Below are 22,056 nucleotides of genomic sequence, written 5' to 3'. Positions count from 1 at the left end.
CACGCACGCCCGATTGTGCTGGCCAGCGCGGCCAATTGTGGAAACCCCCTGTCACGGGGCGCGGCGCGCGCCCTACCATCTGTTCATCCGTAGCAGGCTCCCCTCCGTTTCTGCCCGACGGCCCGTCCCCGCGCGGGCCAGCCCTACGGAGCATCGGGGGATGCAGATGAACAGCGCTCCGCACCTGCTGACCGAGGACCGCGAGGAGTACGAGCGGATTCTCGATGAGGTGCTGCACACGGCACCGCACCGTACGGATCTGGTCGCCTTCAGCCACCGGTTCGACCGCGACCGGCTGCGGTCACTGGCGCTCGACGCCACCGACGAGATCACCGCTGCCGCCGACGCCGAGTACCGCCAGTACGTGAAGCTGCGCGCCGTGCTCACCGGCCGTGGCAGGCGCGGCCCCGTGCGCGCGAAGGCGCTCGCGCTGATGCCGGGCACGGGCGGCGGCCCGGGGCACGGCGGCCCCGTCGTCGGGCCCGACGCCGACGAGCCGCACGGCGCGGGCCTCGTCGCGGTCGTCGCCGTGCTGACGCCGGTGCTCGCGGGCGCGGCCGCGCTCATCTTCCTGCTGGTCGGCTACGTCCTCGAACTCCTCGACCCGGCACCCGCGTTCGCCTCGACGATGGTGACCGTGGGCTGGGTGTTCGCCGTGGTCGCCGCCGTCGCGATCCTGCTCGCGGGCGCCGCGCTGCTGGTCACGGCCCTGCGCAACGGCTCCACTTCGCTGCGCGCCGACGCCGGGACCAGGCTGCGGCAGGACGTGGAACTGGCCAGGGACGCCTGGCGCGTCGCGCTGGTGGAGCGCGGCATCGTGCCGTTTCTGAAGGAGGCGCTGGCGCGCCTTGAGGCGCAGGAGCCGTCCCCGGCCGCCGAGCCCACAGGACGCATGCCGCACCTGGGCTACGAGCGGCCGGGCTTCACCAGCCCCGAGACCGGCTCGGCAAGGACCCGCCGCCCCGAGTACAGCAGCCCGGAGTACACCAGCCCCGACTACGACTCCCCGGACTTCACCAGCCCCGAATCGGACTGACCCACGCGGCCGCCCCGCAACGGCCGGGCCGCCCCGGCGCCCTTCGGCGGCCGTCAGCGGGCGTCGGTGAGTCGGGCATGGGGGTGGGGCACGAAGACCTCATCAGTGGGCCATGGACGCGTGAGCGCGGGCAGAAGTGCGTGGGGTGTGTCGTATGGCTGTGATATGCCCGGCGGGCAGGGGAGAGCCTCAGCGTGGACCGGGAGGCGTCGGATCGGCAATATCAAGGGTCACCTCGGACAACGGGCAACTGACGCATGCCAGTACCCGCCCGTCCGCCTTCTGCTTGCGGGTGAGGCAGGTGTGTTCGGGCTGCGTGACCTCGCCGCTGCTCACACGCACCATGCATGCGCCGCAGGTGCCGACCGTGCAGGAGTACGGCATGGGCAGTCCTGCGGCGAGACCGGCATCGAGCAGGGACTGGCCGGGTTCGACCACGGCCACTCCGACGAGGCTCCCGTCCTTCTCGACTCGCATCGCCCGGGGTGCCTGCGTGGTCACGGCGGGGGCGCCACCACTGAAGCGCTCTTGGTACATGTGCTCGTCCGGCACGCCGAGTTGTCGCAGTACGTCCCGCGCGGTGTCCATGAGTGCTTCGGGGCCGCAGACGAAGTGATGTGCGCTGTCCGTCAGCGGCAGGGCCGTCACCCATCGGCGGATACCTTCGGCGTCGAGTCGGCCATCGCGGCTGGTGAGGACGTGGGTGACCGCCAGCCGGTCCGGATGGTCCTTTTCCATGCGGGTCAACTCGTCGCTGAAGATGATCTCTTCGGGGCTCCGGCTGCTGTACAGAAGATCGATCCTGCCGGCCGATGCGGGGTCGGACAGGCGGGCGCGGATCATGCTCATCATGGGCGTGATGCCGCTGCCGGCCGCGATGAGCACGAGCTGCTCAGTGGTCTGCGGCGGGGCGTGGAAGGCGCCGGAGGGGCCGCGTACCGCGAGCCGGTCCCCGGGGTGCAGGTCACGATGGGCGTGTGTGGAAAACCGGCCGCCCTCAACGTGCTTGACGGTCAGCTCCAGCCGGGTGGTGCCCGGCGCCGAGGAGGCCGAATAGGCGCGTCGTACGGGGTGGCCCGCGATGTCCGTGACCAGGGTGAAGAACTGCCCGGGATGGAAGTGGAACGGATTGGTCTCGTCGGCTGAGTCTTCGAGCACCAGGGTGCGGGTGGAGGACGTCTCCTGCCGTATCTCGCAGATGCGCACAGGTCGCAGTGGGCTCTGCGGCACCTGACCGTGCGGCGTTGCGCCACGGCGTGCGGCAGTGGGGGCGCGGACATCGTCGTAGCCCTCTTTACGCAGCCCGGACACATAGGCGCGGTCCGCCACTTTCCGCATCAGCCGACTCATGCCGGGAATGGCGGTGATGAGCTTGATCAGCCAGGCGGACGCACGCCCGGACTCGGCTGCGCCTGCGGCCAGATGGGCGCCGCCCAGGGCCATCATGTCGGGTGCCGAGTCCCGGCCGGACCGTACGTCAGGGTTCCATAGGCGGGCGCGGGAAACAGCGTCATTGCTGCGGATCTTCGCGTACTCCACGTCGATGAGGAGGGCGAGGTTCGGTGGCACGCCGCGCAAGGCCAAGGTCTCCAGCAGCGCGGCGTCGTCGGTGATCGCGGCGCGCCCGTGGATGTGCAGGACACCGCTGCGGCCGGGGACGAGGGCGGCGAGTGCGAGCCGGTCGTCGTGGAGCAGGTTGTGCAGGGTGTCCGCGCGTCTGTTGCCCTTGCGGTCGGCCAGCACCAGAGTGCGGCCGTTCAGGATGCGGGCCACCGTCTGCCGCTCCCCGCGCGGGCTGGTGTCGCCGCCGCCTTCCGTGTCCCAGGTTGACAGGGCCAGGAAGGGGGAGGCGGCCAGGAAGTCGCTGATACCCGGGCCGGCCAACGGCCCCCGGTCAGGGGCAGGCTCCGCGGGTCGCAGCGGGGCGGGCGGCTCCCACAGGCCGGCGCGGATGACGGCCTGTGCGCAGTGCACGTACGCCTCGGAGATGTCCACGGCCGTCTCCCCACCCTTGAGGGCGGACGCAGTGCCGTTGACGCGCAGCACCTCGCCCACCCCGGGCAGCAGAAAGAACAGCGAGACCGGGCCGGAGGCGACACTCGCCCCCGGAACGGAGAACGAGAACCGCCGCGCGGAGTGGACGCGCGCGAATCCGGGCGTGCCACCGACGAAGGTGGTGCGGACGGTGCCGTCGGTGTCCTGGTAGCCACAGGCCGCGACCGGGCTGTGAGCCAGGACGCTGCGGCACCCTGCGTCCAGGACGCTGATCTGCTTCTTCATGACTATCGCGGCCGGGCGGCCGACGACCGCCTCGACCTCGTCCACGCGGGACAGCCGGTGCATCGAGTCCGGCTCGAAGGTGTACTGCTGCATGAGGGTTCTTTCAGCCGGGGGCCGACCGGCCCAGTCGCCAGTAGCCGTAGAAGGAGACGTCCCGCTTGGGTACGCCGCGGTCGTTGACCAGGTGCCGCCGAACAGACGTGGCCAGTCGGGACTCGCCCGCCACCCACGCATAGAGGGGATCTCCGGGCAGTTCGGCATCACCAACCGCCTGTAGCGCGCGGACACCGGGACGCGGGACCTCGCTGTCGCGGCTGAGCCAGTGGACGCGCACCCCGGGCGGCGTGGGTACGGACCGGATGTCGTGCGCCCTCGCCACCTCCACGAAGACTTCGGTGGGCGGCGGGCTCGGGTCACTGTCCAGGATCGACAAGATGGCCGGCAGCGCACTCTCGTCGCCCACCAGCAGACGCCCCCGGGCATGTCCGGGCGGCCGGTACATGGAGCCGAGATCGAAGATCCCGGCAGGGTCACCCGGCCGGACCCGGCGGACCCACGAGGTCATGGGCGAGTCGCCGTGGAGGGCGAACTCGATGTCGAGCTCCCGCTCCACCGGGCGCAGGCTCCGGATGGTCAGGTTGCGCACCCATGGACGGACCGCTTTCGGCATCAGCAGGACCTGTGCCATCCACGCCTCGTTCGATGCGGTCGGCATCCGCAGCTCGCGCTGCCCCTCCCTCGGGAAGAAGAGACGGACGGCCTGGTCAGGGCCTCCTGGAACGAGGTGCCGGATGTCGGGGCCGCCCAGGGTGACGGTGGCGAAGCCGGGCGAGACCGGCTGACAGCGCCGCACCTCCAACGTGATCATCCTGCGCTCCCTGGGGAGGCTCACCCGGGGGATCACCGCCCCGCTCCCAGGCTTTGGTTCCGCTTGTTTCCGCAGCTCATGACAGTATTCTGAGTAAAAGCTCAGCTATTGGCTACTCGCTTTCCACCGGCCAGAAGGAACAACGGATGACCCCCGCCGACCGCCGACTCACCCCACGTCGCAAGCCCCGACAGGTACGCGCCGAACTCACCCGCGAGCGCATCCTCACCACCGCTGCTCACGTTTTCGCCGAGTACGGGTACGCGGCCGGCACCACCAACCGGATCGCCGAACAGGCCCGCATGTCCATCGGCTCGCTCTACCAGTACTTCCCGAACAAGGACGCCATCCTCGCCGAGCTGCTGGTCCGGCACATCGACCGCGGCGCATGGACAGGAGCCGATGAGCTGGACATGACTCCCGGCAGCCTGGAGGAAGCCGTCCGGTCCCTGGTCCGCGACGCGATCGACCACCATCGCGACGACCCCCAGCTCCTGCGGATCATGATCGAGGAAGCGCCGGTCTCCAGTGACCTGATCGAAGCGATCGACCGGCATGGCAAAGCCCGGGTAAGCCAGGTACGCGATGTGTTCGCCCGCCATCCGGACGTCCAGGTACAGGACCTCGACATGGCAGCAGAACTTGTCGTGGGCACCGTGGAGATAAACACCCACAAACTCATGGCGACTCCACACCCCAACCAGGTTGAAAGGCTGGAGACGGAGCTGGTTGCCATGATCACCCGATACCTGCACGGCGACCGGTAACTCAGCACACCCCGGTCAATACCGGTACGAGTGTCAACAACGCTTGTGGTCAACACACCTGGGCCGTGCCGTTCGGATCTTTGCTGAAGCATGCTGCAAAACCGTCACAGACGCCGGCGCAACCGTGCGGCAGGCGCCGGGCGTTGGCCATCGTGGAGGGCATGGACGCGATGTCTCAACTCCTCCCGATCCTCTTCATGTGCCTCGCCGTGAGCATGCTCGTGCGGCGCGTCGTGAAGCTGTCCCGGCAGCTACGCATCTGGCGGCACGGCGCGCACGCGGAGGGGCGCTGCGTACGGACCTGGGTGAGCATCCGGTCCGGCAGAAACGGGGGGAGCAGCACGATGCACCACGTATACGAGTTCCGGACCCTGGCGGGCGACGTCATGCGCTTCGAGGAGACGGAAGGACCCGCCACGGTGGTGGAGGGGGACTTCGCCACCGTCACCTATCTTCCGGAGCGCCCCGAACGCGCCACCGCGAAGCCACACCGGGAGGGCCGCGAGTACGCCCACGCCGCCGCCGAGATCCTCTTCCTCATCGTCTTCTTCACCTTCGCCCTGTTCTTCCTGCTCTCCGTCCCCTGAGCGCGCGCACACCCCGTGACCGACCGACTACCCAACAGACACGGAGCGCCCTACACTTGGGCACCCTTCGATATGTCTGGTACGGAAAAAGGTTGGTGACACCCTTTGAACCTGAAGGAGCTGGAGCCGGACAGCAGCCCCCAAGCGGCGTTCGGGGCGCATGTGCGCAGGATGCGCGAGCGGCACGGTTGGAGGCAGGAGGACTTAGCCGCACGCATGCAGTACTCGGCCACCCATGTCTCGGCCGTCGAGACCGGCCGCAAAGTGCCGACTCTGCGTTTGGCACGCAGCCTTGACCGGGTGTTCGGCCTGGAACACAAGCCGGACACGTTCGAACGCGAATGGCGCGAAGTCCGCAACGGCAGCATGTTGGAGGGGTTCCCGGAGTACGTGGGGTACGAGGGGCGGGCTTCGGAGATCCGGGTGTATGAGGTCGGGGTCGTTCCCGGTTTGCTTCAGACGCCTTCGTACACCGAGACGTTGTCAAGTCACGCCGTCAGGGGAAACAGGATCACGGCAGAGCAGGCAGACGACCGGGACTCCACCCTCGTGGAACGGCAAGCCCTACTCGGCCGGATTCCCCCGCCGCAAATCTTCGTAGTGCTGGACGAAAGCTGCATCCGCCGCCCCATCGGCGAGCCCGCTGCCATGGACGAGCAGTTGAAGCACCTGATCGAGTTTGCCGAACGGCCCAACACCGTTCTGCAACTTGCCCCGTTCGACATCGGCGCACGACGCCCGGTCTCGTTGCCCTTCTACCTTCTGACCATGCCGGACCGGTCGCTGATGTGCTATTCGGAGTCCGCCCAGCAAGGCCACCTCGAACGAGACACCAAGTCCGTGCTGCCTCTGCTCTCGGCGTACCATCAGTTGCAGGCAGAAGCCCTGTCCCAGACGGCTTCCGTGGCCATGTTGGAGCAGCTACGAAAGGGCAACCTGTGACCGAGTCACCTCGCTGGTTCAAGTCCTCGTACAGCGAAAACGGCGGCGCTTGCGTCGAGATCGCCGCGAACCTCGCCAACTCGTGCGGCGTGGTCCCCGTCCGCGACTCCAAGAACCCCCACCACCCGGCCCTCACCATCGCCTCCGGCGCCTTCGAAACCTTCGTAGGGAGCCTCAGGGCCGGCAAGTTCAGCCGCACCAACTGACGAACGCGCGCACGCGCAAGCCTCCGAACCCCGCTCCCCGCACCCGCGGAGCGGGGTTCGTTGTCACCGCGGAGCCTGGGCGTGCTGGGCCGCCTCGGCCGCGGTGTAGGAGGCGGCGAAGGTGAACGCGCGGGGGGAGGGACCGTGCACCCGCAGGTGCGCCAGCCGCTCCAGGGCCTCGCCGACGCTCGGGAGGTGGCCGACGGGGACCCACCAGAGCACCAGGTGCGCCTCGACATGCCGTTCGAACCACTCGCGGCGCTGCTGCATCGCCTCCAGGTGCCCGCTGCGGTAGGTGAAGTCCCACAGGGCTTCCGAGGTCTCCCACACCGACAGGGTGACGATGACGTTGTCGCCCGCGGGGCGCAGCCGGGTGGCGTCGGCCTCCCCCTCCTCCACGAGTCGCCACACGAAGCCGGGCGCGCCGTCGGCGGAGGCGTTGACCGGGCCGAGCAGTTCGACGAACCCCGCCGTGCGCGGGTCGTCGAGGGGGTGGCGGAGCGTAGCCACGTTGAGGTGCGCGAGATGGGCGGCAGGCGTGGATGCGGTCATGGCCTCATCCCAGCACGGCCCGCTTTTCTATGTCAATCGTCATTGTTTTTAGAATCCTCGACCACCACACAGCACTCGCCCGGCCTGGCGTCCATGCGCGCGCGTACGGGACCGTCCGCGCCGAGCAGCCCCTCAAGCAGCGCCAGGTTCATACCGCAGACGAGCGGCGGGAAGCGTTCGGCGACCGCGTGGAAGGGGCAGTTGCGCATACGGACGACGCGCTCGGCCGCCCCGGTCGGCCCGGTCGAACCCCCGGTCGGCCCGGTCGCCCCCTCGGCGCCTTCCACGTGCGGCTCGTAGCCGCGGACGGCCAGCATCTCCATGGCCTCTTCGAGGCCGCCGCAGGGCGCGGCGGAGCCGCGCAGGGCCTCGCCCCGGCGCCGGGCGGCCGCGCAGAGCCCGGCGTCGAGACCGGCCTGCTCGGCGGCCTCGGCGAGCAGTTCGGCTGCGGTGCGGTAGTCGCGGGCGGGCAGCGAGACCGACCGCTCGGTCCGCGCCCGCGTGTACACCTTGGCGGGACGGCCAGCCCCGGGCCCCGAGCGGCCGGTCAGGCGGCGGCTGCCGCTCTCCAGCAGCCCGGCCTCGGCCAGTCTGTCCAGATGGTGCGCGGCGAGTGTGCGCGCCACCCCGGCCGCCTCCGCCGCCTCGTTGCGCCCGACCTCGCGGCCCTGCGCCGCCACGTACTCGTACAGGCGGCGCCGTACCGGGTCCTGTAGCGCCGCGATCGCGTCGATGTCCTCCACCCGGCCATTCTAGGAACAACGCAGATTGGAGATAGAACAGCCGCCGCCTCCCCGCACCGGCCGGGCAGGGACCGGCGCGGGGAGTGCGGTTCCCGGCGGGCACGCCCGCCGTACGGACGCGCCCGCCGCGCGAACGGGCCGTCGTACGAACGGGCCCGTCGTGCGAACGGCCCGTCGTACGAACGGGCCCGTCGCGGTGCGGCCGTGGACCGCTCCTACTCCACCAGCGGCAGGTACAGCCGGTTTCCCCCTGCCTTGAACTCCTCCGCCTTCTGGTGCAGTCCCTCCGCGATCTCGTCCTCGCCTGGGCGCTCCGCCACCCTGTCCCCGTACTTCTCCATGATGTCCTGCGAGATCTTCATGGAGCAGAACTTCGGCCCGCACATCGAGCAGAAATGGGCCGTCTTGGCGGGCTCAGCCGGCAGCGTCTCGTCATGGAAGGCGCGGGCCGTGTCGGGGTCGAGGGCCAGATTGAACTGGTCCTCCCAGCGGAACTCGAAGCGGGCGTCGGACAGGGCGTCGTCCCAGTCCTGGGCGCCGGGGTGGCCCTTGGCGACGTCCGCCGCATGGGCGGCGATCTTGTACGTGATGACGCCGGTCTTCACGTCGTCGCGGTTGGGCAGCCCCAGATGCTCCTTGGGCGTGACATAGCAGAGCATCGCGGTGCCCCACCAGCCGATCATGGCGGCGCCGATCCCGGAGGTGATGTGGTCGTAGCCGGGGGCGACATCGGTGGTGAGGGGGCCGAGCGTGTAGAACGGCGCCTCCTCGCACACCTCCTGCTGGAGGTCGATGTTCTCCTTGATCTTGTGCATGGGCACATGGCCGGGACCCTCGATCATGGTCTGTACCTCATGCCGCCTGGCGATCCGGTTCAGCTCCCCCAGCGTCTCCAACTCGGCGAACTGCGCCCGGTCGTTGGCGTCGGCGACGGAGCCTGGGCGCAGCCCGTCGCCGAGGGAGTATGTGACGTCGTACGCCGCGAGGATCTCGCACAGCTCCTCGAAGTGCGTGTAGAGGAAGCTCTCCTCGTGGTGCGCCAGGCACCACGCGGCCATGATGGAGCCGCCCCGCGAGACGATGCCGGTCTTACGCCCCGCGGTCAGCGGTACGTATGCGAGGCGCACGCCCGCGTGGACCGTCATGTAGTCGACACCCTGCTCGGCCTGCTCGATGACGGTGTCCTTGTAGATCTCCCACGTCAGCTCCTCCGCCTTGCCGTCCACTTTCTCCAACGCCTGGTAGAGCGGCACGGTTCCGATCGGAACGGGCGAATTGCGCAGTACCCACTCGCGGGTGGTGTGGATGTTGCGCCCCGTGGACAGGTCCATGACGGTATCGGCGCCCCAGCGGGTCGCCCACGTCATCTTCTCGACCTCCTCCTCGATGGAGGAGGTCACGGCGGAGTTGCCGATGTTGGCGTTGACCTTCACCAGGAACCGCTTGCCGATGATCATCGGCTCGGTCTCCGGGTGGTTGACGTTCGCGGGCAGCACGGCGCGGCCCGCCGCGATCTCGTCGCGTACGGCCTGGGGCGGCAGGCTCTCGCGGAGCGCCACGTACTCCATCTCCGGGGTGATCTCGCCGCGGCGCGCGTACGCGAGCTGGGTCGCGGTGCGGCCTGCCCGCGCGCGGCGCGGCACCCGGGAGCGGCCGGGGAAGACCGCGTCGAGGTTGCGGAGACCGCCGCGCGGCGAGGTGTGCTTGAGCCCGTCGTCCTCGGGGCGCACCCGGCGGCCCGGGTACTCCTCGGTGTCGCCGCGGGCGGTGATCCAGTGCTCCCGCAGCGGCGGCAGGCCGCGGCGGACGTCGGTGGTGATGTTCGGATCGGTGTAAGGACCCGAGGTGTCGTACAGCGTCACGGCTTCGCCGTTGGTGAGGTGGACCCGGCGGACCGGCACCCGGATGTCGGGGCGTGTGCCCTCCGCGCCCGCGAGGTATGCCTTGTGCCAGCCGACGGCGGCCGTTTCGGCCGATTCGGCCGGTTCGCGGCGGTCGTCGTCCGACGCGCCGTCGGCGAGGCTCTCCCCGGTGGACCCGGAGGCAGGCGTGTGTGCGTCCGATACGGTCATGAGACCTACTCCCTACGCCGGCATTACCCGGTAACAGGTTCGGCGGTCGGCGCAGCGCTCCCCGCACGCCCCGTCCCGTACGGTGTCGAGCCGTACGGCGGTGTCGCGTGCGCGGGGATTCAGCGCCCTCTCAGCCCGGTGCTCCGAGCTCCCGCGGTGCAAATGCCCCACCACGCTAACTCGGTTTCGGCCGCGCTGAACAGAGGGCCCCCTCCTCTTGCGATGATCGGGCCGTGACTTTCCCGCAGCAGCCACCGCAGCCGCACGCCGGTCACCACCCCCCGGCGCCGGACGGGCATGCGCACGCGCACTCCCACTCGCACGGCCCGCCGGCCCCCGTGTCGCGGCATCTGCGGCGGGTGATCGCCGCCGTGCTGATCCCGTTCGCGGTGGCGGTGGTGGCCGGCCTCGTGGTGCTGTGGCCGGGGTCCGCGCCCTCGCACCACCGCTCCGGCGTCGGCTTCGACCGGGTGACACAGCAGGCGCAGGTCGTCGCGCTGGCGAAGGTGGACTGCGCATCGGTCACCGGGCAGCACGACGCGGGGACGGGGGACACGGGTACGGGCGACACGGGCGCGGGCGGCGGGGCCGCAGGGTCCGGCGGCTCGGGGGCGAAGGCCACGCGGAACTGCGGGAAGGCGACGGTCAGGGTCGCCTCGGGGCCCGACAAGGGGCGCGAGTTCACCGAGATCGTGCAGCCGGACGCGCCGCGCCAACTCCATAAGGGCCAGAAGGTCGTGGTCGCCTACGCGCCGGACGCGCCGAAGGACCTCCAGTACTCGGTGACCGACGTGGACCGGCACGTTCCGGTGATGCTGCTCGCGGGGATCTTCGCGCTCGCGGTGGTCGTGGTGGGCCGGATGCGCGGCGTCATGGCGCTCGTGGCGCTCGCGGCGAGCTTCCTTGTGCTGACGTTCTTCATCCTGCCTGCGATCCTGCACGGTTCGAACCCGCTGACGGTGGCGGTGGTCGGGGCGAGCGCCATCATGCTGATCGCGCTGTACATGTGCCACGGTCTTACGGCGCGCACCTCGGTGGCGGTGCTGGGGACGCTGGTGTCGCTGCTGCTGATCGGGGTGCTCGGCTCAGTGTTCATCGGCTGGTCCTCGCTGACCGGGAACACCGACGACAACACCGGGCTCATTCACGGGCTCTATCCGTCGATCGACATGAGCGGCCTGCTGCTCGCGGGCGTGATCATCGGCTCGCTCGGCGTCCTCGACGACGTGACGGTGACGCAGACGTCGGCGGTGTGGGAACTGCACGCGGCCGATCCGACGATGGGCAGACGGCGTCTTTACGGGGCGGCGATCAGGATCGGCCGTGACCACATCGCCTCGGTGGTGAACACGCTGGTCCTCGCGTACGCGGGCGCGGCGCTGCCGCTGCTGCTGCTGTTCTCGGTGGCGCGCAGCGGGGTGGCGGCGGTGGCGACCAGCGAGGTGGTGGCGGAGGAGATCGTACGGACCCTGGTCGGGTCGATCGGCCTCGTGGCGTCGGTCCCGGTGACGACGGCGCTGGCGACGCTGGTGGTGTCGGCCGACCGGGCCCCGTCGCCGGGGCCGACAGCCACGCAGCTCCCGGCACAGGCCCCGGGCGCCGAGGCCCACACCCCGGCGCCGCGGGGGCGACGGGCACCGTGGAGCGGCGGGGGCGGACGACGACGGAGGCACTGAGGCCGCGGGGCCGCGGGGCCGCCGGGGCGGGGGTGCGCGGGGTGGGGCGCCGGGGCCGCGGGCGCGGGGCCGGAAGCGCGGGGTGGCGGGTGGGTGCTGGTGCTGGTGCTGGTGCTGGTGCTGGTGAAGCGTTACGGCAGTGGTGGTGGCGGTCGCGTGCCTGCTCAGCCCGCGCTGGGCTCCTCCGCGAGGATGCGGTCGAGCGCCCTGTCGATGAGGGCGTCGTAGTCGGCGAGACCGCGTTCCTCACCGAGCGGGAGGATGCGTCCCGTGCGGTCCAGGAAGGCGGCGAGGGGCGCGGCGCCGACGCGGAACACCGCCTGTTCGTGGCCGACCTGGAGCCGGATCAGGACCGTGTCGCGCACGGCCGACTCGCCCTCGTCCTCCGGGCAGTCGGGGGCGATGCGCACATCCCCCTCGCCGCACGCCCCGCGCAGCCCCCCGTACAGCAGCTCGCGGCCGAACGCCCAGGTCACGGGGGAGTCGCCGGGCAGATGGAAGGTGAATCTGACGGCGTACGGATCGCACGTCCTGTAGGACAGCTCCACCGGGATACGGAAGGACAGCTCCTCGGAGACGAGAAAGCTCATCATGACTTCCGCCTGTACCGATTCATGCATGCTGTACCCCGTCGCTTGCCGCCGACTGGCCGGATTGCAGATCCTGGCGCTCATCCTGACACCCCCGGCATCTTGCTCACCGTATTCACGTCATGACAATGAGTGAGTTTTCACATGCTGATAGAGAAATCGAGGGAGCCGAGGATCGCGGGGGCCTCGGCGCCGAGCCGGTGGGCGATGGGCAGCAGCCGGTGGCTCTGCCGCACGGGCAGGGACACGGCGAGGGTGGCGGCGGTGTGGCCCGCGGTGATGGGCACGGCCGCGCAGACGGTACCGATCTCGTACTCCTGGTGCTCGACGACGGGCCGCATCCGGCCGATGTCCGCGAGGCGGCGCAGCAGACCGGGCGTGTCCTGCACGGTGTGGCGGGTGAGGGGCGCCACGGGGTGGCGGGCGATGTGGTCGCGGCGGGCCTCGTCGTCGAGTTGGGAGAGCAGGCAGAGGCCGATGGCGTGGGCGTGCGCGGTGGCGCGGAAGTCGGCCCACTCGCTGACGGCGGGGCGGCCCGCGCTGTCGGCGACGGCGACCACGTCGATTTCGCCCTCGTCGTAGACGGCGAAGTAGAGGGGGACGCCGAGGGTTTCGTGCCAGCGCGCCAGTGACTGCCGGATTCCGGTGAGGCGTTGCTGTCGGCCGCCCGCGGCGGCGAGCCTGCGTGAGGCGGTGTCCAGGACGAACACACCGCTCTCCCGGCGGAGATAGCCCTCGTGGACGAGGGTGCGCAGCAGGTGGTAGGCGGTGGGCAGGGCGAGCCCCGTCTCGCGCGCGAGCTGTTTCGCGGGGGCGCCGTCGCGGTGGGCGGCGACGGCGTCGAGCAGCCGGAGCGCGCGCTGTACGGAGCCGATGAGGGTGGGGCGGCCTGCGGGGACGCCGGTGTCGGCGTCGTGGCCGCTGTCGCGCCCGCCGCCGGTGGTGGCGCGGTGGGTGCAGTCGGGGCAGCCGCGGGCGCCGCCGCCTGGTGGGGGTTGTGCCAGCCTGCCGGGCCGGGGTGCCGGGTGTGGTGTGCTGCCGACGGGCGGTGTGTCGACCATGGCCCGGGGTCACTCCCTCAGCGCGTGGCGGTCCGCCCGCGAGGGGTCGCGGGGGTGTCTGCGCTCGACGGCGGGGTGTCCGCGTCGATTCGGGGGACTCTAGTGCGCGTTCGCGCGCGGCCAGGGTGCGCGGGGGGAACTTCCCCCGCGCGGGGGACGGTGTCCCGGGCCCCGGCCGTGGCCGTACGGTGCTGGTTTCAGCAGTGTTTTCGAGCGCCGTGCGACTGTGCCTGAGGGGCGGTGCCCCGACCGGCGGCGGCTACCACTCGTCGCGTGAGTCCGAACTCGATGCCATGAACTTCCGCGCGACGAAGATCACGGCGCCGACGACGGCGACGAAGATGAGCAGCTTGAAGACCAGGCCCACCAGGAACGACACGATTCCCGCTATCAGCCCTCCGAAGACCACGAGCGCGATGACGGGCACCACGACCCACTTGAGCCACCAGGGCAAGCCTGTGAAGATTCCCCGTCCCGCCATTGTCGTCAGCCTTTCTCCGGTCCGGCCTTCTCCTGTCCGGATGTCTGCTGTCGATAGTAGGGCGGCGGACGGGGCAGTGGGGCTTCCCGCGGCCCTTGCCCTCCCCTGAACCGTCCCCTAAGGGCAGCGGGGGCCAGGACCCCGACGTGCGGAGGAGAAGGCCCGGCGCGACACCGCGCGACACCGGTCGTCCGGGGCAGCGTCCGCCCTCGGGGGCAGCCCCGGCGGCGTCAGCCCTCGGGCGGCGAGAACACCACCAGGACCCTCAGGTCCTCGGTGATGTGGTGGAACTTGTGCGGGACGCCCGCCGCGACATGGATGACGCTGCCCCTGGCGACCTGGGTGGTCTCGGTGCCGACGGTGATCGACGCCCGGCCGCTGACGACGAAGTACACCTCGTCCTGGCGGTGCGGCTGCTGCGGGTCGGCGGCGCCCGCGTCCAGGGCGTACAGGCCGACGGACATGTTCCGCTCCCGCAGGAACTGGAGGTAGGCGCCGTCGTTCGCGGCGCGTTCCGCGTCCAGTTCGTCCAGCCGGAATGCCTTCATCTCTGGTATCCGCCCCTTGGCCTCGGGTGTGCTCCGGTGTGTCTGTCACGATCAGACACATGGTGAATTTCCTCGTCAAGACGATCGCCAACGCGGCCGCCCTGGCCGTCGCGGTGTGGGTGATCGGCGACATCACGTTGACCGGCGGCAGTGTCGCCGGGAAGACGCTGACCCTGATCATCGTGGCACTGATCTTCGGGCTGGTGAACGTCCTGGTCAAACCGGTGGTGAGGCTGCTGACGCTGCCGCTGTTCATCCTGACCCTCGGCCTGTTCACGCTGGTGGTGAACGCCCTGATGCTGCTGCTCACCTCGTGGGTCGCGGACAAACTGGACGTGAACTTCCACGTGCAGGGATTCTGGACGGCGGTGCTCGGCGGTCTGATCATCTCGATCGTGTCCTGGGTGCTCCACCTCCTCCTCCCCGACCGCGACTGACGCCGATGACCTACCACGTCTGTTTTGTGTGCAGCGGCAACATCTGCCGCTCGCCCATGGCCGAGTACGTCTTCAGGGCCCGCCTCGTCGAGGCGGGACTCGACGGCCTGGTCGAGGTGGACAGCGCGGGGACCGGCGACTGGCACGAGGGCAGCGGCGCGGACGAGCGGACGCTCTCGGTGCTGCGGGACGCCGGTTACGACACCCTGCGGCCCGGCCCCGAAGGCCCCCGGGAGCATGTGGCGCGGCAGTTCCGGCGGTCCTGGTTCGCCGGGCGCGACCTGGTGGTCGCGCTGGACGCCGGCCATCTGCGCGAGCTGCGCCGGCTGGCGCCGACCCCGGAGGACGCGGCGAAGGTGCGGCTGCTGCGCGCGTACGAACCCGGCCGCGATGCGGGGGACACCGGGGATCTGGATGTTCCCGATCCCTACTACGGGGGCATCGACGGTTTTCGGACATGTCTCGGCATGGTGGAGTCGGCGAGCGAGGGCCTGCTGAGCACGGTGCGCGAGGCCCTGGAAAGCGAGGCGGCATGAGCGCGGGCACCGGCACGCCCGCCGGGGGCGCCGGGGCGGCGGGGGACGGCACCCGCGCGGTCCACGCGGGCCTGCCCGAGGCGCGGAAGCACGAGCCCCCGCTGCCGGGGCCCGTCTTCGCCGCGCACTACCACCTGCCGGGCGATCCCACGGGGCCCTACACCTATGGGCGCGACGAGAACCCCACGTGGGACCGCCTTGAGCAGGCCGTCGGGGAGCTTGAGGCACCGCCCGCCGAGGGCTCGGACGGCGCCGGTGGCACGGTGGTGTTCGCCTCCGGGATGGCCGCCGTCTCGGCCGTGCTCTTCTCCCAGCTACGCGCGGGCGACGTCGCCGTCCTGCCCGACGACGGCTACCAGGCCCTTCCGCTGCTGCGCGAGCAGCTCACGGCGTACGGGGTCGAGGTGCGGACGGCGCCGACCGGCGGCGACGGCCAGCTCAAGGCGCTCGACGGGGCGCGGCTGCTGTGGCTTGAGACGCCGTCGAATCCGGTGCTCGACGTGTGTGACGTGCGCCGTCTCGCCGGGGAGGCGCATGCGCGTGGCGCGCTCGTCGCCGTCGACAACACCCTCGCCACCCCGCTCGGACAGCGGCCGCTGGCGCTGGGCGCGGACTTCGCGGTGGCCAGCGGCACCAAGCAGTTGACCGGGCACGGGGACGTCCTGCTCGGCTACGTGGTCTGCCGGGACCCGGCGGCGGCCGCCGCGGTGCGGCGCTGGCGCAAGATCGCGGGTGCGATCCCGGGCCCGATGGAGGCGTGGCTCGCGCACCGCTCCCTCGCCACCCTGGAACTGCGGGTGGAGCGGCAGGACGCCAACGCGCTGGCGCTCGCCCATGCGCTGCGGGAGCGCCCCGAGATCGCGGGGCTGCGCTATCCCGGGCTGCCGGGCGACCCCTCGCACCGGCTCGCGGCGCGTCAGATGCGCCGCTTCGGCTGTGTGGTGTCGTTCACGCTGCCCTCGCGTGAGCAGGCAGAACGGTTCCTGGGAGCGCTGCGTCTTGTGCACGAGGCCACCAGCTTCGGCGGGGTGCGCTCCACGGCGGAGCGGCGCGGGCGCTGGGGCGGCGACGCGGTCCCCGAGGGCTTCGTCCGCTTCTCGGCGGGCGTCGAGAACACCGAGGACCTGGTGGGAGACGTACTGCGGGCACTGGACTCGGCCGCCGGGAGCTGATCACGGCGCGCCCCGGGGGCGCGCAGGCGTCAAACGGCCCGAGCCTCCCCCCTCTTGGCTCGGGCCGCAGCCGACTCTTCACGCACCGGCGCACCGGGCGTTCTCCGCGCGAAGAACCACTGCTCCAAGGCTAGTTGACTCTCTGTCATTGTCCAATCACGGGAGCGACAGGAGCCTATTGACATATTTATAGTTGGCTCGTCCTGGACGCCCTGGGAAGGGACCAAGCCATGGATCTGGCCCTGTTGCGCACATTCGTCACGGTGCACCGGGCCGGTTCCTTCACCCGCGCCGCCGCGCTGCTCGGGCTGTCCCAGCCCGCCGTGACCTCGCAGATCCAGGCGCTCGAACGGCAGTTGGGCCGCCCTCTGTTCCTGCGCAGGGCCCGCGGTGTGACACCCACCTCGATCGGCGACGAGCTGGCACACCGGGCGGCGCCGCATCTGGACGCGCTCGTCGGCATCGCCGAGGCCGGTCTCGACGACACGGTGCTGCCGCGTTCTCTGCATCTCATCGGCACCCCCGAGTTCACGGCGGAGCGCGCCGTGCCCGCGCTGACGGAACTGGCCTCCCGCGAGGGCCCCGAGTTCACACTGCGGGCCAGCTTCGGCCACGCCGAGGAGGCCCTGGAGGGGCTTGCGGCGGGCCGTCAGGACATGGCGATCACGACGGTACGGCCCCGGGGGGCGCTGCTGACCGGGACCGCGCTGTGCGACGAGGAACACGTCCTGGTGGCCGCGCCGCGCTGGGCCGCCAGGATCGGCCCCGGGCGGCTGCGGCGGAAGTCGGCAGCGACGCTGGACCGGCTGCCGCTGGTGGAGGTGCACGAGTCACTGCCCCTGGTGACCCGGTACTGGGGGCTGGTCTTCGACGCCGCCCCCGCCGCGCCCGGCGCGGTGATCGTGCCGGATCTGCGGGCGGTGCTCGCCTGCGCTGTTGCCGGGGCGGGCCTGGCCGTACTGCCCCGCTATCTCTGCGCGGGCGCGCTGGAGCAGGGGGTGCTGGTGGCACTGCTCGACCCGGTGGTGCCGCCGCTGCGCACCTACTTTCTCGCGGTCCGCACCGGCACCCTGGCCCTGCCCCATATCGCCCGGGCCCATGATGAGCTGCTGCACGCCGCGCTCGACTGGTACTGACCGGGGGCGTACCGCGTGCAGCAGTGCGATGTTTCACGTGGAACGAGCCGGGCGAAACTGTCATCCATGACCGTCCGACCCGTGGTCAAACGCACCGCACGCGCCGTTCTCCTGGAAGACGACGCCCTGATCCTCATCAAGCGCACCAAGCCGGGGGTCGACCCCTACTGGATCACGCCCGGCGGCGGGGTGGAGCCGAGCGACCGTACCGTCATCGACGCACTGCACCGTGAGGTCGACGAGGAGCTGGGCGCCAAGATCGTCGATGTGGTCCCGTGCTTCGTGGACACCGTGGAGCACATCCGGGAGGACGACGGCGCGGCAGGCGTCAAGGTGCAGCACTTCTTCGTCTGCCGGCTCGCGTCCATGGACCTGTCGCTCCGGCACGGCCCCGAGATCGACGAGCCCTGCGGAAAGTACGAGATCGTACGGGTCCCCTTCACCCGGGTCGGCATCGCCTCCGTCCATCTCGTACCGCTCTCGCTGCGGCACTATCTGGACGGCAATATCGAGGGCGTACGCGCCCTGCACGCCCCCGACCTGGGCTGACGAGAACGGCCAGCGGCGGCACGGCACCCTCGGCAAGCAGGGCGGCCCCACCCGGCGCCACGGCACCCGAGGAAGCAGCCGGGGGCCCCGGATACGCCGCCGCTAGTACGCGGGGTTACTCCCGCCGTCAGACGCCGTGGGGACGGCCGGGCGGGAGCCTGTTTCACGTGAAACTCCCCCGACGGGCCCGACGGGCCATCCTCGTTGTCCATGTAGCCACATCCGTCAGTTGGCTCGGGCTCGCGCTTGGGCTGCTCGCACTCGCCGTCACCGCCACCACCGCCGGTTCGCACGAGGTGGCGGAGGCGTCGTACCGGTCGATGAAGGTTTTCACCGACTGGCTGCTCGTCCCCATCGCCCTGCTGACGTTCGGCTCCGGGACGGTGCTCTCGCTCGGCACCCCCTGGGGCCTTGCCAGGCACCGCTGGGTCTACACCAAGTTCTGGATGACGCTCGTCGCCACCGGGCTCACCGTGTTCGCGCTGCGGCCCGACGTCAACGGGGCGACGGCGGAATCGATCGCCGGGCAGCCCGTGACGGCCGACATCCTCGTCCCGCCCTGTGTGTCGCTGTCCGCGTATCTGTTCATGACCGTGATCTCCGTGCTCAAGCCCTGGGGCCTGACCCGGCGTGGCCGAAAGCAGCGGTCAGCGGGCCGCAAAAAGGTGGACGCCAGGGCGCTGCATCCGACAGCCTGACCCGCGTGTCGACACCTACCCTCACCGCACTCCCCATCCGGCGCCTGACGCCCCGCGACCTCATGGCCTGCGCGGATCTCTCGGAGGACCGCGGCTGGCCCAGAGAAGAACACAAGTGGAGCCTGCTGCTCGCGGCCGGAAGGGGCTACGGCATCGACGCCCCCGACGGTGGGCTGGTCTGCGCCTGTGTCGTGACCACCTACGAGCAGCCGAGCGGCGGGGCCGGTTTCCGGGCCATCGGCATGATGCTGGTCGCCGAGCGGTACTCCCGCAGGGGCGTCGGGCGGCGGCTGCTGCGGCATGTGGTCGCCGAGTCCGGCGCCGTTCCGCTCACCCTCTACGCCACCTCCTCCGGCCGCCCGCTCTACGAGGAGACCGGCTTCAAGGCACAGGGCCGCGCCAGGACGCTGCGTGGCGCCTTCACCCCGGAGGGCACGGAGGAGGTCGGCCGTACCCGGCCCGCGACCGCCGAGGACCTGCCCGCGATCCTCCGGCTCGACGAGGAGGCGTTCGGCGCCGACCGCACCCATGTGATCACCAGGCTGCCCGCCTTCACCCGGCAGCTCAGGGTCGCCGAGAGCGGCGGGGAGCTGGTCGGCTACGCCGCGGCCTGGCCCAATGAGTCCACCGACATGATCGGCCCGCTGATCGCCCGCGACCTCACGACCGCCCGGGCGCTGGTCGCCTCCCTGGCCGCGCACACGGACCGCCCGCTGCGCGCCGACGTCGACGTACGGCACGAGGCGCTGTCCGCATGGCTCGGGGAGCGGGGCCTCGCACCCACCGGCGAGATCGCGATCATGCACTACGGAACGACCGAGCTGCCCGGCGACCGGACGCTGCGGCTGGCGCCGCTGACCGTCGCGGCGGGCTGACCGGGGGCCGCTGTTCTCTTCTCACGGGTATGACGCAGGTCACCATCGCCCCGGGTCACGATCGAAAGGGCAGCTCGCGTCTCGTGGTCGTCCGCACGGCGGGAACGGCCCGCCCGAAGGGAGACAGCGATGAACGCGACAGCGGCACGGCGGCACGAGGTCCTGGTCCTGGGCGCCGGCTACGCCGGGCTCTCCGCCACGATCCAGCTCGCGGCCCGCACCAGGAAGCGGGGACACCTGCGGGTGACACTGGTCAACCCCTACGAGACCTTCACCGAGCGGCTTCGGCTGCATATGACCGCCACCGGCCAGGAGACGGCCGCGATGAGCATCCCTGAGCTGCTCGACGGCACCGGCGCCGTCCTCGTCCGCGGCTGGGTGACCGCCGTGGACCCCGGGGCGAGGACCGTCCGGATCGACGACGACCGGGTCCTGCGCTACGACACCCTGGTCTACGGCCTGGGCAGCGCCGCGGACACCGCCGCCGTGCCCGGCGTGGAAGACCATGCGTACACCCTCGACGGCCCGGAGGACGCCGCGCTCCTCGCCGACCGGCTCGCCGGGCTCGGCGGCGGGAGCGTTGTGGTCGGCGGCAGCGGCCTGACCGGCGTCGAGGCCGCCGCGGAGATCGCCGAGCGGTACCCGGAGCTGCGGGTGGAGCTGCTCGGCCGCCGGGAACCAGGCGCGGACATGCACCCGAAGGCCAAGGCCCATCTGGACGCGGCGCTCGCCCGGCTCGGGGTGCGGGTGCGCGCGGGCGTCGAGGTCGCCAAGGTGCTGCCGCACGGCGTCGAACTCGCCGACGGCTCCACCGTCCAAGCGGCCGCGGTGCTGTGGACCAGCGGCACCCGTGTCCCACCGCTGGCCGCCGCCGCGGGCCTGACCGTCGACGAGCGCGGCCGCGTGGTCACCGACAGCGCGCTGCGCTCGGTCTCCCACCCGGACGTCTACGCCGTGGGCGACGCCGCGGCGATCCGCCAGGGCTACGGCGTGATGCACGGGACCTGCCAGGGCGGCATGCCCACCGGTGTGCACGCGGCCCTCTCGATCCTGCGTGTCGTGGCCGGCAAGGAGCCCAGGCCCTTCAGGTTCGGCTACTATCACACGCCCGTCAGCCTGGGCAGGAACGATGCCGTCGTGCAGTTCACCCGCCCCGACGACGGCCCGCGCAGGATCGTGCTGACCGGCAGGCGCGCCGCGAAGTACAAGGAGACGGTCAGCGCGGCGCCGTGGGCGACCTTCGCCCGTATGAAGAAGCTGCCCGCCTCGGGCGCCTTCTGGCCGCACGGCGGCCGCTACACCAGGACCAGGAGCACCAAGTGACCCAGCCGCACCAGGACGGCCCCGACCAGCTCGCCTTCCAGCGGTACCGCACCCTGCTCTTCTCCGTGGCCTACCGCATCCTCGGCAGCGCCGCCGACGCGGAGGACGTGGTCCAGGACGCCTGGCTCAAGTGGTCGGCGGCCGACCGCTCCCAGGTCGCCGACCCCAAGTCGTACCTGGCCCGGATCGTCTCCAACCTGTCGATGGAGCGGCTGCGCTCGACCCGCCACCAGCGCGAGACCTACGTCGGGCCCTGGCTGCCCGAGCCGATCCTCACCGGCCCCGACACCGCCGACGACATCGCCACGGCGGACTCGGTCTCCACGGCCCTGCTGGTCGTGCTGGAGACGCTGAGCCCCCTGGAGCGGGCGGTCTTCGTGCTCAAGGAGGTCTTCGCCTTCAGCTACGGGGAGATCGCGGAGGCGGTGGAGCGCTCGGAACCGGCGGTCCGGCAGGCCGCGCACCGCGCCCGCGAACACGTCCAGGCCCGCCGCCCCCGCTACCCCGCGGACCGCTCCAGCCAACGCGACGTCACCGAGCGGTTCTTCGCGGCGGCGACGGGCGGCGACATCAACACCCTCATGGAAGTGCTCTCCCCGGACGTGGCGCTGTGGACCGACGGCGGCGGCAAGGTCCGCCAGGCCCTCAAGCCGGTCGTCGGCCTGGAGACCGTGGCCCGCTGGTTCGCCGCCCTCGGCACCACCACCTACCAGGGCATCGAGCCCGAACAGATGCGGGCGGAGCTGACCTGGATCAACGGCGGCCCGGGGCTGGTGTTCCGCGGCCAGGACCGCGTGATCGCCACGATGACCTTCGACTTCGACGCGGACGGCCGTATCTCGGCCATCCACAACGTGGCCAACCCGGACAAGCTGCACGCCGTCGCCAACGGCACCCGGCACCAACTCTCCTGACCCGCCC

General features: G+C 71.1%; 24 protein-coding genes. 15 read left to right on the top strand and 9 right to left on the bottom strand.

Annotated features, from left to right (window positions below):
* Positions 1 to 160 precede the first annotated feature (160 nt).
* The gene (locus ACIBIW_RS05120) at positions 161 to 1,036 is read left to right on the top strand and encodes a hypothetical protein (RefSeq protein ID WP_399332110.1); all 876 of its coding nucleotides are present in this window, start codon (positions 161 to 163) and stop codon (positions 1,034 to 1,036) included.
* Positions 1,037 to 1,225: 189 nt separating this feature from the next.
* Here the strand turns inward: ACIBIW_RS05120 and ACIBIW_RS05115 are convergent, their stop codons facing one another.
* Together ACIBIW_RS05115 and ACIBIW_RS05110 are read right to left on the bottom strand one after the other, a co-directional pair.
* Positions 1,226 to 3,409 (bottom strand): 2Fe-2S iron-sulfur cluster-binding protein, encoded by a 2,184-nt coding sequence (locus tag ACIBIW_RS05115; protein WP_399332108.1) that lies wholly within the window; start codon positions 3,407 to 3,409, stop codon positions 1,226 to 1,228.
* Positions 3,410 to 3,419: 10 nt separating this feature from the next.
* Complete coding sequence (locus tag ACIBIW_RS05110) at positions 3,420 to 4,184, bottom strand: siderophore-interacting protein (RefSeq protein ID WP_399332106.1); 765 nt, start codon at positions 4,182 to 4,184, stop codon at positions 3,420 to 3,422.
* A gap of 146 nt (positions 4,185 to 4,330) precedes the next feature.
* On the opposite strand from ACIBIW_RS05110, the gene ACIBIW_RS05105 reads away from it, so the two are divergent.
* The 4 genes from ACIBIW_RS05105 to ACIBIW_RS05090 all read left to right on the top strand — a co-directional run bounded on the left by ACIBIW_RS05105 (position 4,331) and on the right by ACIBIW_RS05090 (position 6,686).
* Positions 4,331 to 4,951 carry a TetR/AcrR family transcriptional regulator gene (locus ACIBIW_RS05105; protein ID WP_399332104.1) on the top strand — a complete coding sequence of 207 codons (621 nt, stop codon included), beginning with the start codon at positions 4,331 to 4,333 and terminating at the stop codon, positions 4,949 to 4,951.
* A 161-nt stretch (positions 4,952 to 5,112) separates the two neighbouring features.
* Positions 5,113 to 5,538: a DUF3592 domain-containing protein gene (locus ACIBIW_RS05100; protein WP_399332102.1), complete on the top strand. Its 426-nt coding sequence runs from the start codon at positions 5,113 to 5,115 to the stop codon at positions 5,536 to 5,538.
* 105 nt (positions 5,539 to 5,643) lie between these two features.
* Positions 5,644 to 6,480: a Scr1 family TA system antitoxin-like transcriptional regulator gene (locus tag ACIBIW_RS05095; protein ID WP_399332100.1), complete on the top strand. Its 837-nt coding sequence runs from the start codon at positions 5,644 to 5,646 to the stop codon at positions 6,478 to 6,480.
* Entirely contained in the window at positions 6,477 to 6,686 is a 210-nt protein-coding gene (locus ACIBIW_RS05090; protein ID WP_399332098.1) for a DUF397 domain-containing protein, read from the top strand. Before ACIBIW_RS05095 ends, ACIBIW_RS05090 begins: the two co-directional genes overlap by 4 nt.
* A gap of 63 nt (positions 6,687 to 6,749) precedes the next feature.
* On the opposite strand, the gene ACIBIW_RS05085 is transcribed toward ACIBIW_RS05090, so the two are convergent.
* The 3 genes from ACIBIW_RS05085 to thiC all read right to left on the bottom strand — a co-directional run bounded on the left by ACIBIW_RS05085 (position 6,750) and on the right by thiC (position 10,053).
* A complete protein-coding gene (locus ACIBIW_RS05085) occupies positions 6,750 to 7,238 on the bottom strand; it encodes a DUF3291 domain-containing protein (protein WP_399332095.1) in 489 nt (162 codons plus the stop codon).
* Between the two features lie 32 nt (positions 7,239 to 7,270).
* Positions 7,271 to 7,981, bottom strand: a complete 711-nt coding sequence (locus tag ACIBIW_RS05080; protein WP_399332093.1) for a helix-turn-helix transcriptional regulator — start codon at positions 7,979 to 7,981, stop codon at positions 7,271 to 7,273.
* 215 nt (positions 7,982 to 8,196) lie between these two features.
* A complete protein-coding gene (gene thiC, locus ACIBIW_RS05075) occupies positions 8,197 to 10,053 on the bottom strand; it encodes a phosphomethylpyrimidine synthase ThiC (protein WP_399332091.1) in 1,857 nt (618 codons plus the stop codon).
* 233 nt (positions 10,054 to 10,286) lie between these two features.
* Here thiC and ACIBIW_RS05070 point away from each other — a divergent pair, with 233 nt between their 5' ends.
* A complete protein-coding gene (locus tag ACIBIW_RS05070) occupies positions 10,287 to 11,729 on the top strand; it encodes a YibE/F family protein (RefSeq protein ID WP_399332089.1) in 1,443 nt (480 codons plus the stop codon).
* Between the two features lie 164 nt (positions 11,730 to 11,893).
* On the opposite strand, the gene ACIBIW_RS05065 is transcribed toward ACIBIW_RS05070, so the two are convergent.
* The 4 genes from ACIBIW_RS05065 to ACIBIW_RS05050 form a co-directional block, all read right to left on the bottom strand.
* On the bottom strand, positions 11,894 to 12,349 hold the full coding sequence (locus ACIBIW_RS05065; RefSeq protein ID WP_399332087.1) for an SsgA family sporulation/cell division regulator: 456 nt from the start codon (positions 12,347 to 12,349) through the stop codon (positions 11,894 to 11,896).
* A gap of 110 nt (positions 12,350 to 12,459) precedes the next feature.
* Positions 12,460 to 13,323 carry an IclR family transcriptional regulator gene (locus ACIBIW_RS05060; RefSeq protein ID WP_399332909.1) on the bottom strand — a complete coding sequence of 288 codons (864 nt, stop codon included), beginning with the start codon at positions 13,321 to 13,323 and terminating at the stop codon, positions 12,460 to 12,462.
* Positions 13,324 to 13,639: 316 nt separating this feature from the next.
* The gene (locus tag ACIBIW_RS05055) at positions 13,640 to 13,861 is read right to left on the bottom strand and encodes a DUF5326 family protein (RefSeq protein ID WP_399332085.1); all 222 of its coding nucleotides are present in this window, start codon (positions 13,859 to 13,861) and stop codon (positions 13,640 to 13,642) included.
* 230 nt (positions 13,862 to 14,091) lie between these two features.
* Positions 14,092 to 14,409, bottom strand: a complete 318-nt coding sequence (locus ACIBIW_RS05050; protein WP_399332084.1) for a cupin domain-containing protein — start codon at positions 14,407 to 14,409, stop codon at positions 14,092 to 14,094.
* Between the two features lie 59 nt (positions 14,410 to 14,468).
* On the opposite strand from ACIBIW_RS05050, the gene ACIBIW_RS05045 reads away from it, so the two are divergent.
* The 9 genes from ACIBIW_RS05045 (at position 14,469) to ACIBIW_RS05005 (ending at position 22,049) form a co-directional block, all read left to right on the top strand.
* Complete coding sequence (locus tag ACIBIW_RS05045; RefSeq protein WP_399332082.1) at positions 14,469 to 14,846, top strand: phage holin family protein; 378 nt, start codon at positions 14,469 to 14,471, stop codon at positions 14,844 to 14,846.
* A 5-nt stretch (positions 14,847 to 14,851) separates the two neighbouring features.
* On the top strand, positions 14,852 to 15,382 hold the full coding sequence (locus ACIBIW_RS05040) for a low molecular weight protein-tyrosine-phosphatase (RefSeq protein ID WP_399332080.1): 531 nt from the start codon (positions 14,852 to 14,854) through the stop codon (positions 15,380 to 15,382).
* A complete protein-coding gene (locus tag ACIBIW_RS05035) occupies positions 15,379 to 16,554 on the top strand; it encodes a cystathionine gamma-lyase (protein WP_399332078.1) in 1,176 nt (391 codons plus the stop codon). Before ACIBIW_RS05040 ends, ACIBIW_RS05035 begins: the two co-directional genes overlap by 4 nt.
* 230 nt (positions 16,555 to 16,784) lie before the next feature.
* A complete protein-coding gene (locus tag ACIBIW_RS05030; protein WP_399332076.1) occupies positions 16,785 to 17,690 on the top strand; it encodes a LysR family transcriptional regulator in 906 nt (301 codons plus the stop codon).
* Between the two features lie 66 nt (positions 17,691 to 17,756).
* Positions 17,757 to 18,239, top strand: a complete 483-nt coding sequence (locus tag ACIBIW_RS05025; protein WP_399332074.1) for an NUDIX domain-containing protein — start codon at positions 17,757 to 17,759, stop codon at positions 18,237 to 18,239.
* Between the two features lie 167 nt (positions 18,240 to 18,406).
* Positions 18,407 to 18,937, top strand: a complete 531-nt coding sequence (locus ACIBIW_RS05020; protein WP_399332072.1) for a DUF2269 domain-containing protein — start codon at positions 18,407 to 18,409, stop codon at positions 18,935 to 18,937.
* 5 nt (positions 18,938 to 18,942) lie between these two features.
* A complete protein-coding gene (locus tag ACIBIW_RS05015; protein WP_399332070.1) occupies positions 18,943 to 19,812 on the top strand; it encodes a GNAT family N-acetyltransferase in 870 nt (289 codons plus the stop codon).
* 129 nt (positions 19,813 to 19,941) lie between these two features.
* A complete protein-coding gene (locus ACIBIW_RS05010) occupies positions 19,942 to 21,135 on the top strand; it encodes an NAD(P)/FAD-dependent oxidoreductase (RefSeq protein ID WP_399332068.1) in 1,194 nt (397 codons plus the stop codon).
* Positions 21,132 to 22,049, top strand: a complete 918-nt coding sequence (locus ACIBIW_RS05005) for an RNA polymerase sigma-70 factor (RefSeq protein WP_399332067.1) — start codon at positions 21,132 to 21,134, stop codon at positions 22,047 to 22,049. Before ACIBIW_RS05010 ends, ACIBIW_RS05005 begins: the two co-directional genes overlap by 4 nt.
* Positions 22,050 to 22,056: the final 7 nt, after the last annotated feature.

It is taken from the genome of Streptomyces sp. NPDC050560 (assembly GCF_044457285.1).
Taxonomy (GTDB): domain Bacteria; phylum Actinomycetota; class Actinomycetes; order Streptomycetales; family Streptomycetaceae; genus Streptomyces.
Note: the sequence above shows the minus strand (reverse complement) of the source record. Positions and strands in the feature narration are given on the sequence as shown.

Bases quoted from the DNA above. Each gene is read 5' to 3' on its own strand.
- ACIBIW_RS05120 (WP_399332110.1), top strand. From the start codon at position 161: ATGCAGATGAACAGCGCTCCGCACCTGCTGACCGAGGACCGCGAGGAG.
- ACIBIW_RS05115 (WP_399332108.1), bottom strand. From the start codon at position 3,409: ATGCAGCAGTACACCTTCGAGCCGGACTCGATGCACCGGCTGTCCCGC.
- ACIBIW_RS05110 (WP_399332106.1), bottom strand. From the start codon at position 4,184: ATGATCACGTTGGAGGTGCGGCGCTGTCAGCCGGTCTCGCCCGGCTTC.
- ACIBIW_RS05105 (WP_399332104.1), top strand. From the start codon at position 4,331: ATGACCCCCGCCGACCGCCGACTCACCCCACGTCGCAAGCCCCGACAG.
- ACIBIW_RS05100 (WP_399332102.1), top strand. From the start codon at position 5,113: ATGGACGCGATGTCTCAACTCCTCCCGATCCTCTTCATGTGCCTCGCC.
- ACIBIW_RS05085 (WP_399332095.1), bottom strand. From the start codon at position 7,238: ATGACCGCATCCACGCCTGCCGCCCATCTCGCGCACCTCAACGTGGCT.
- thiC (WP_399332091.1), bottom strand. From the start codon at position 10,053: ATGACCGTATCGGACGCACACACGCCTGCCTCCGGGTCCACCGGGGAG.
- ACIBIW_RS05065 (WP_399332087.1), bottom strand. From the start codon at position 12,349: ATGCATGAATCGGTACAGGCGGAAGTCATGATGAGCTTTCTCGTCTCC.
- ACIBIW_RS05055 (WP_399332085.1), bottom strand. From the start codon at position 13,861: ATGGCGGGACGGGGAATCTTCACAGGCTTGCCCTGGTGGCTCAAGTGG.
- ACIBIW_RS05050 (WP_399332084.1), bottom strand. From the start codon at position 14,409: ATGAAGGCATTCCGGCTGGACGAACTGGACGCGGAACGCGCCGCGAAC.
- ACIBIW_RS05045 (WP_399332082.1), top strand. From the start codon at position 14,469: ATGGTGAATTTCCTCGTCAAGACGATCGCCAACGCGGCCGCCCTGGCC.
- ACIBIW_RS05040 (WP_399332080.1), top strand. From the start codon at position 14,852: ATGACCTACCACGTCTGTTTTGTGTGCAGCGGCAACATCTGCCGCTCG.
- ACIBIW_RS05035 (WP_399332078.1), top strand. From the start codon at position 15,379: ATGAGCGCGGGCACCGGCACGCCCGCCGGGGGCGCCGGGGCGGCGGGG.
- ACIBIW_RS05030 (WP_399332076.1), top strand. From the start codon at position 16,785: ATGGATCTGGCCCTGTTGCGCACATTCGTCACGGTGCACCGGGCCGGT.
- ACIBIW_RS05025 (WP_399332074.1), top strand. From the start codon at position 17,757: ATGACCGTCCGACCCGTGGTCAAACGCACCGCACGCGCCGTTCTCCTG.
- ACIBIW_RS05010 (WP_399332068.1), top strand. From the start codon at position 19,942: ATGAACGCGACAGCGGCACGGCGGCACGAGGTCCTGGTCCTGGGCGCC.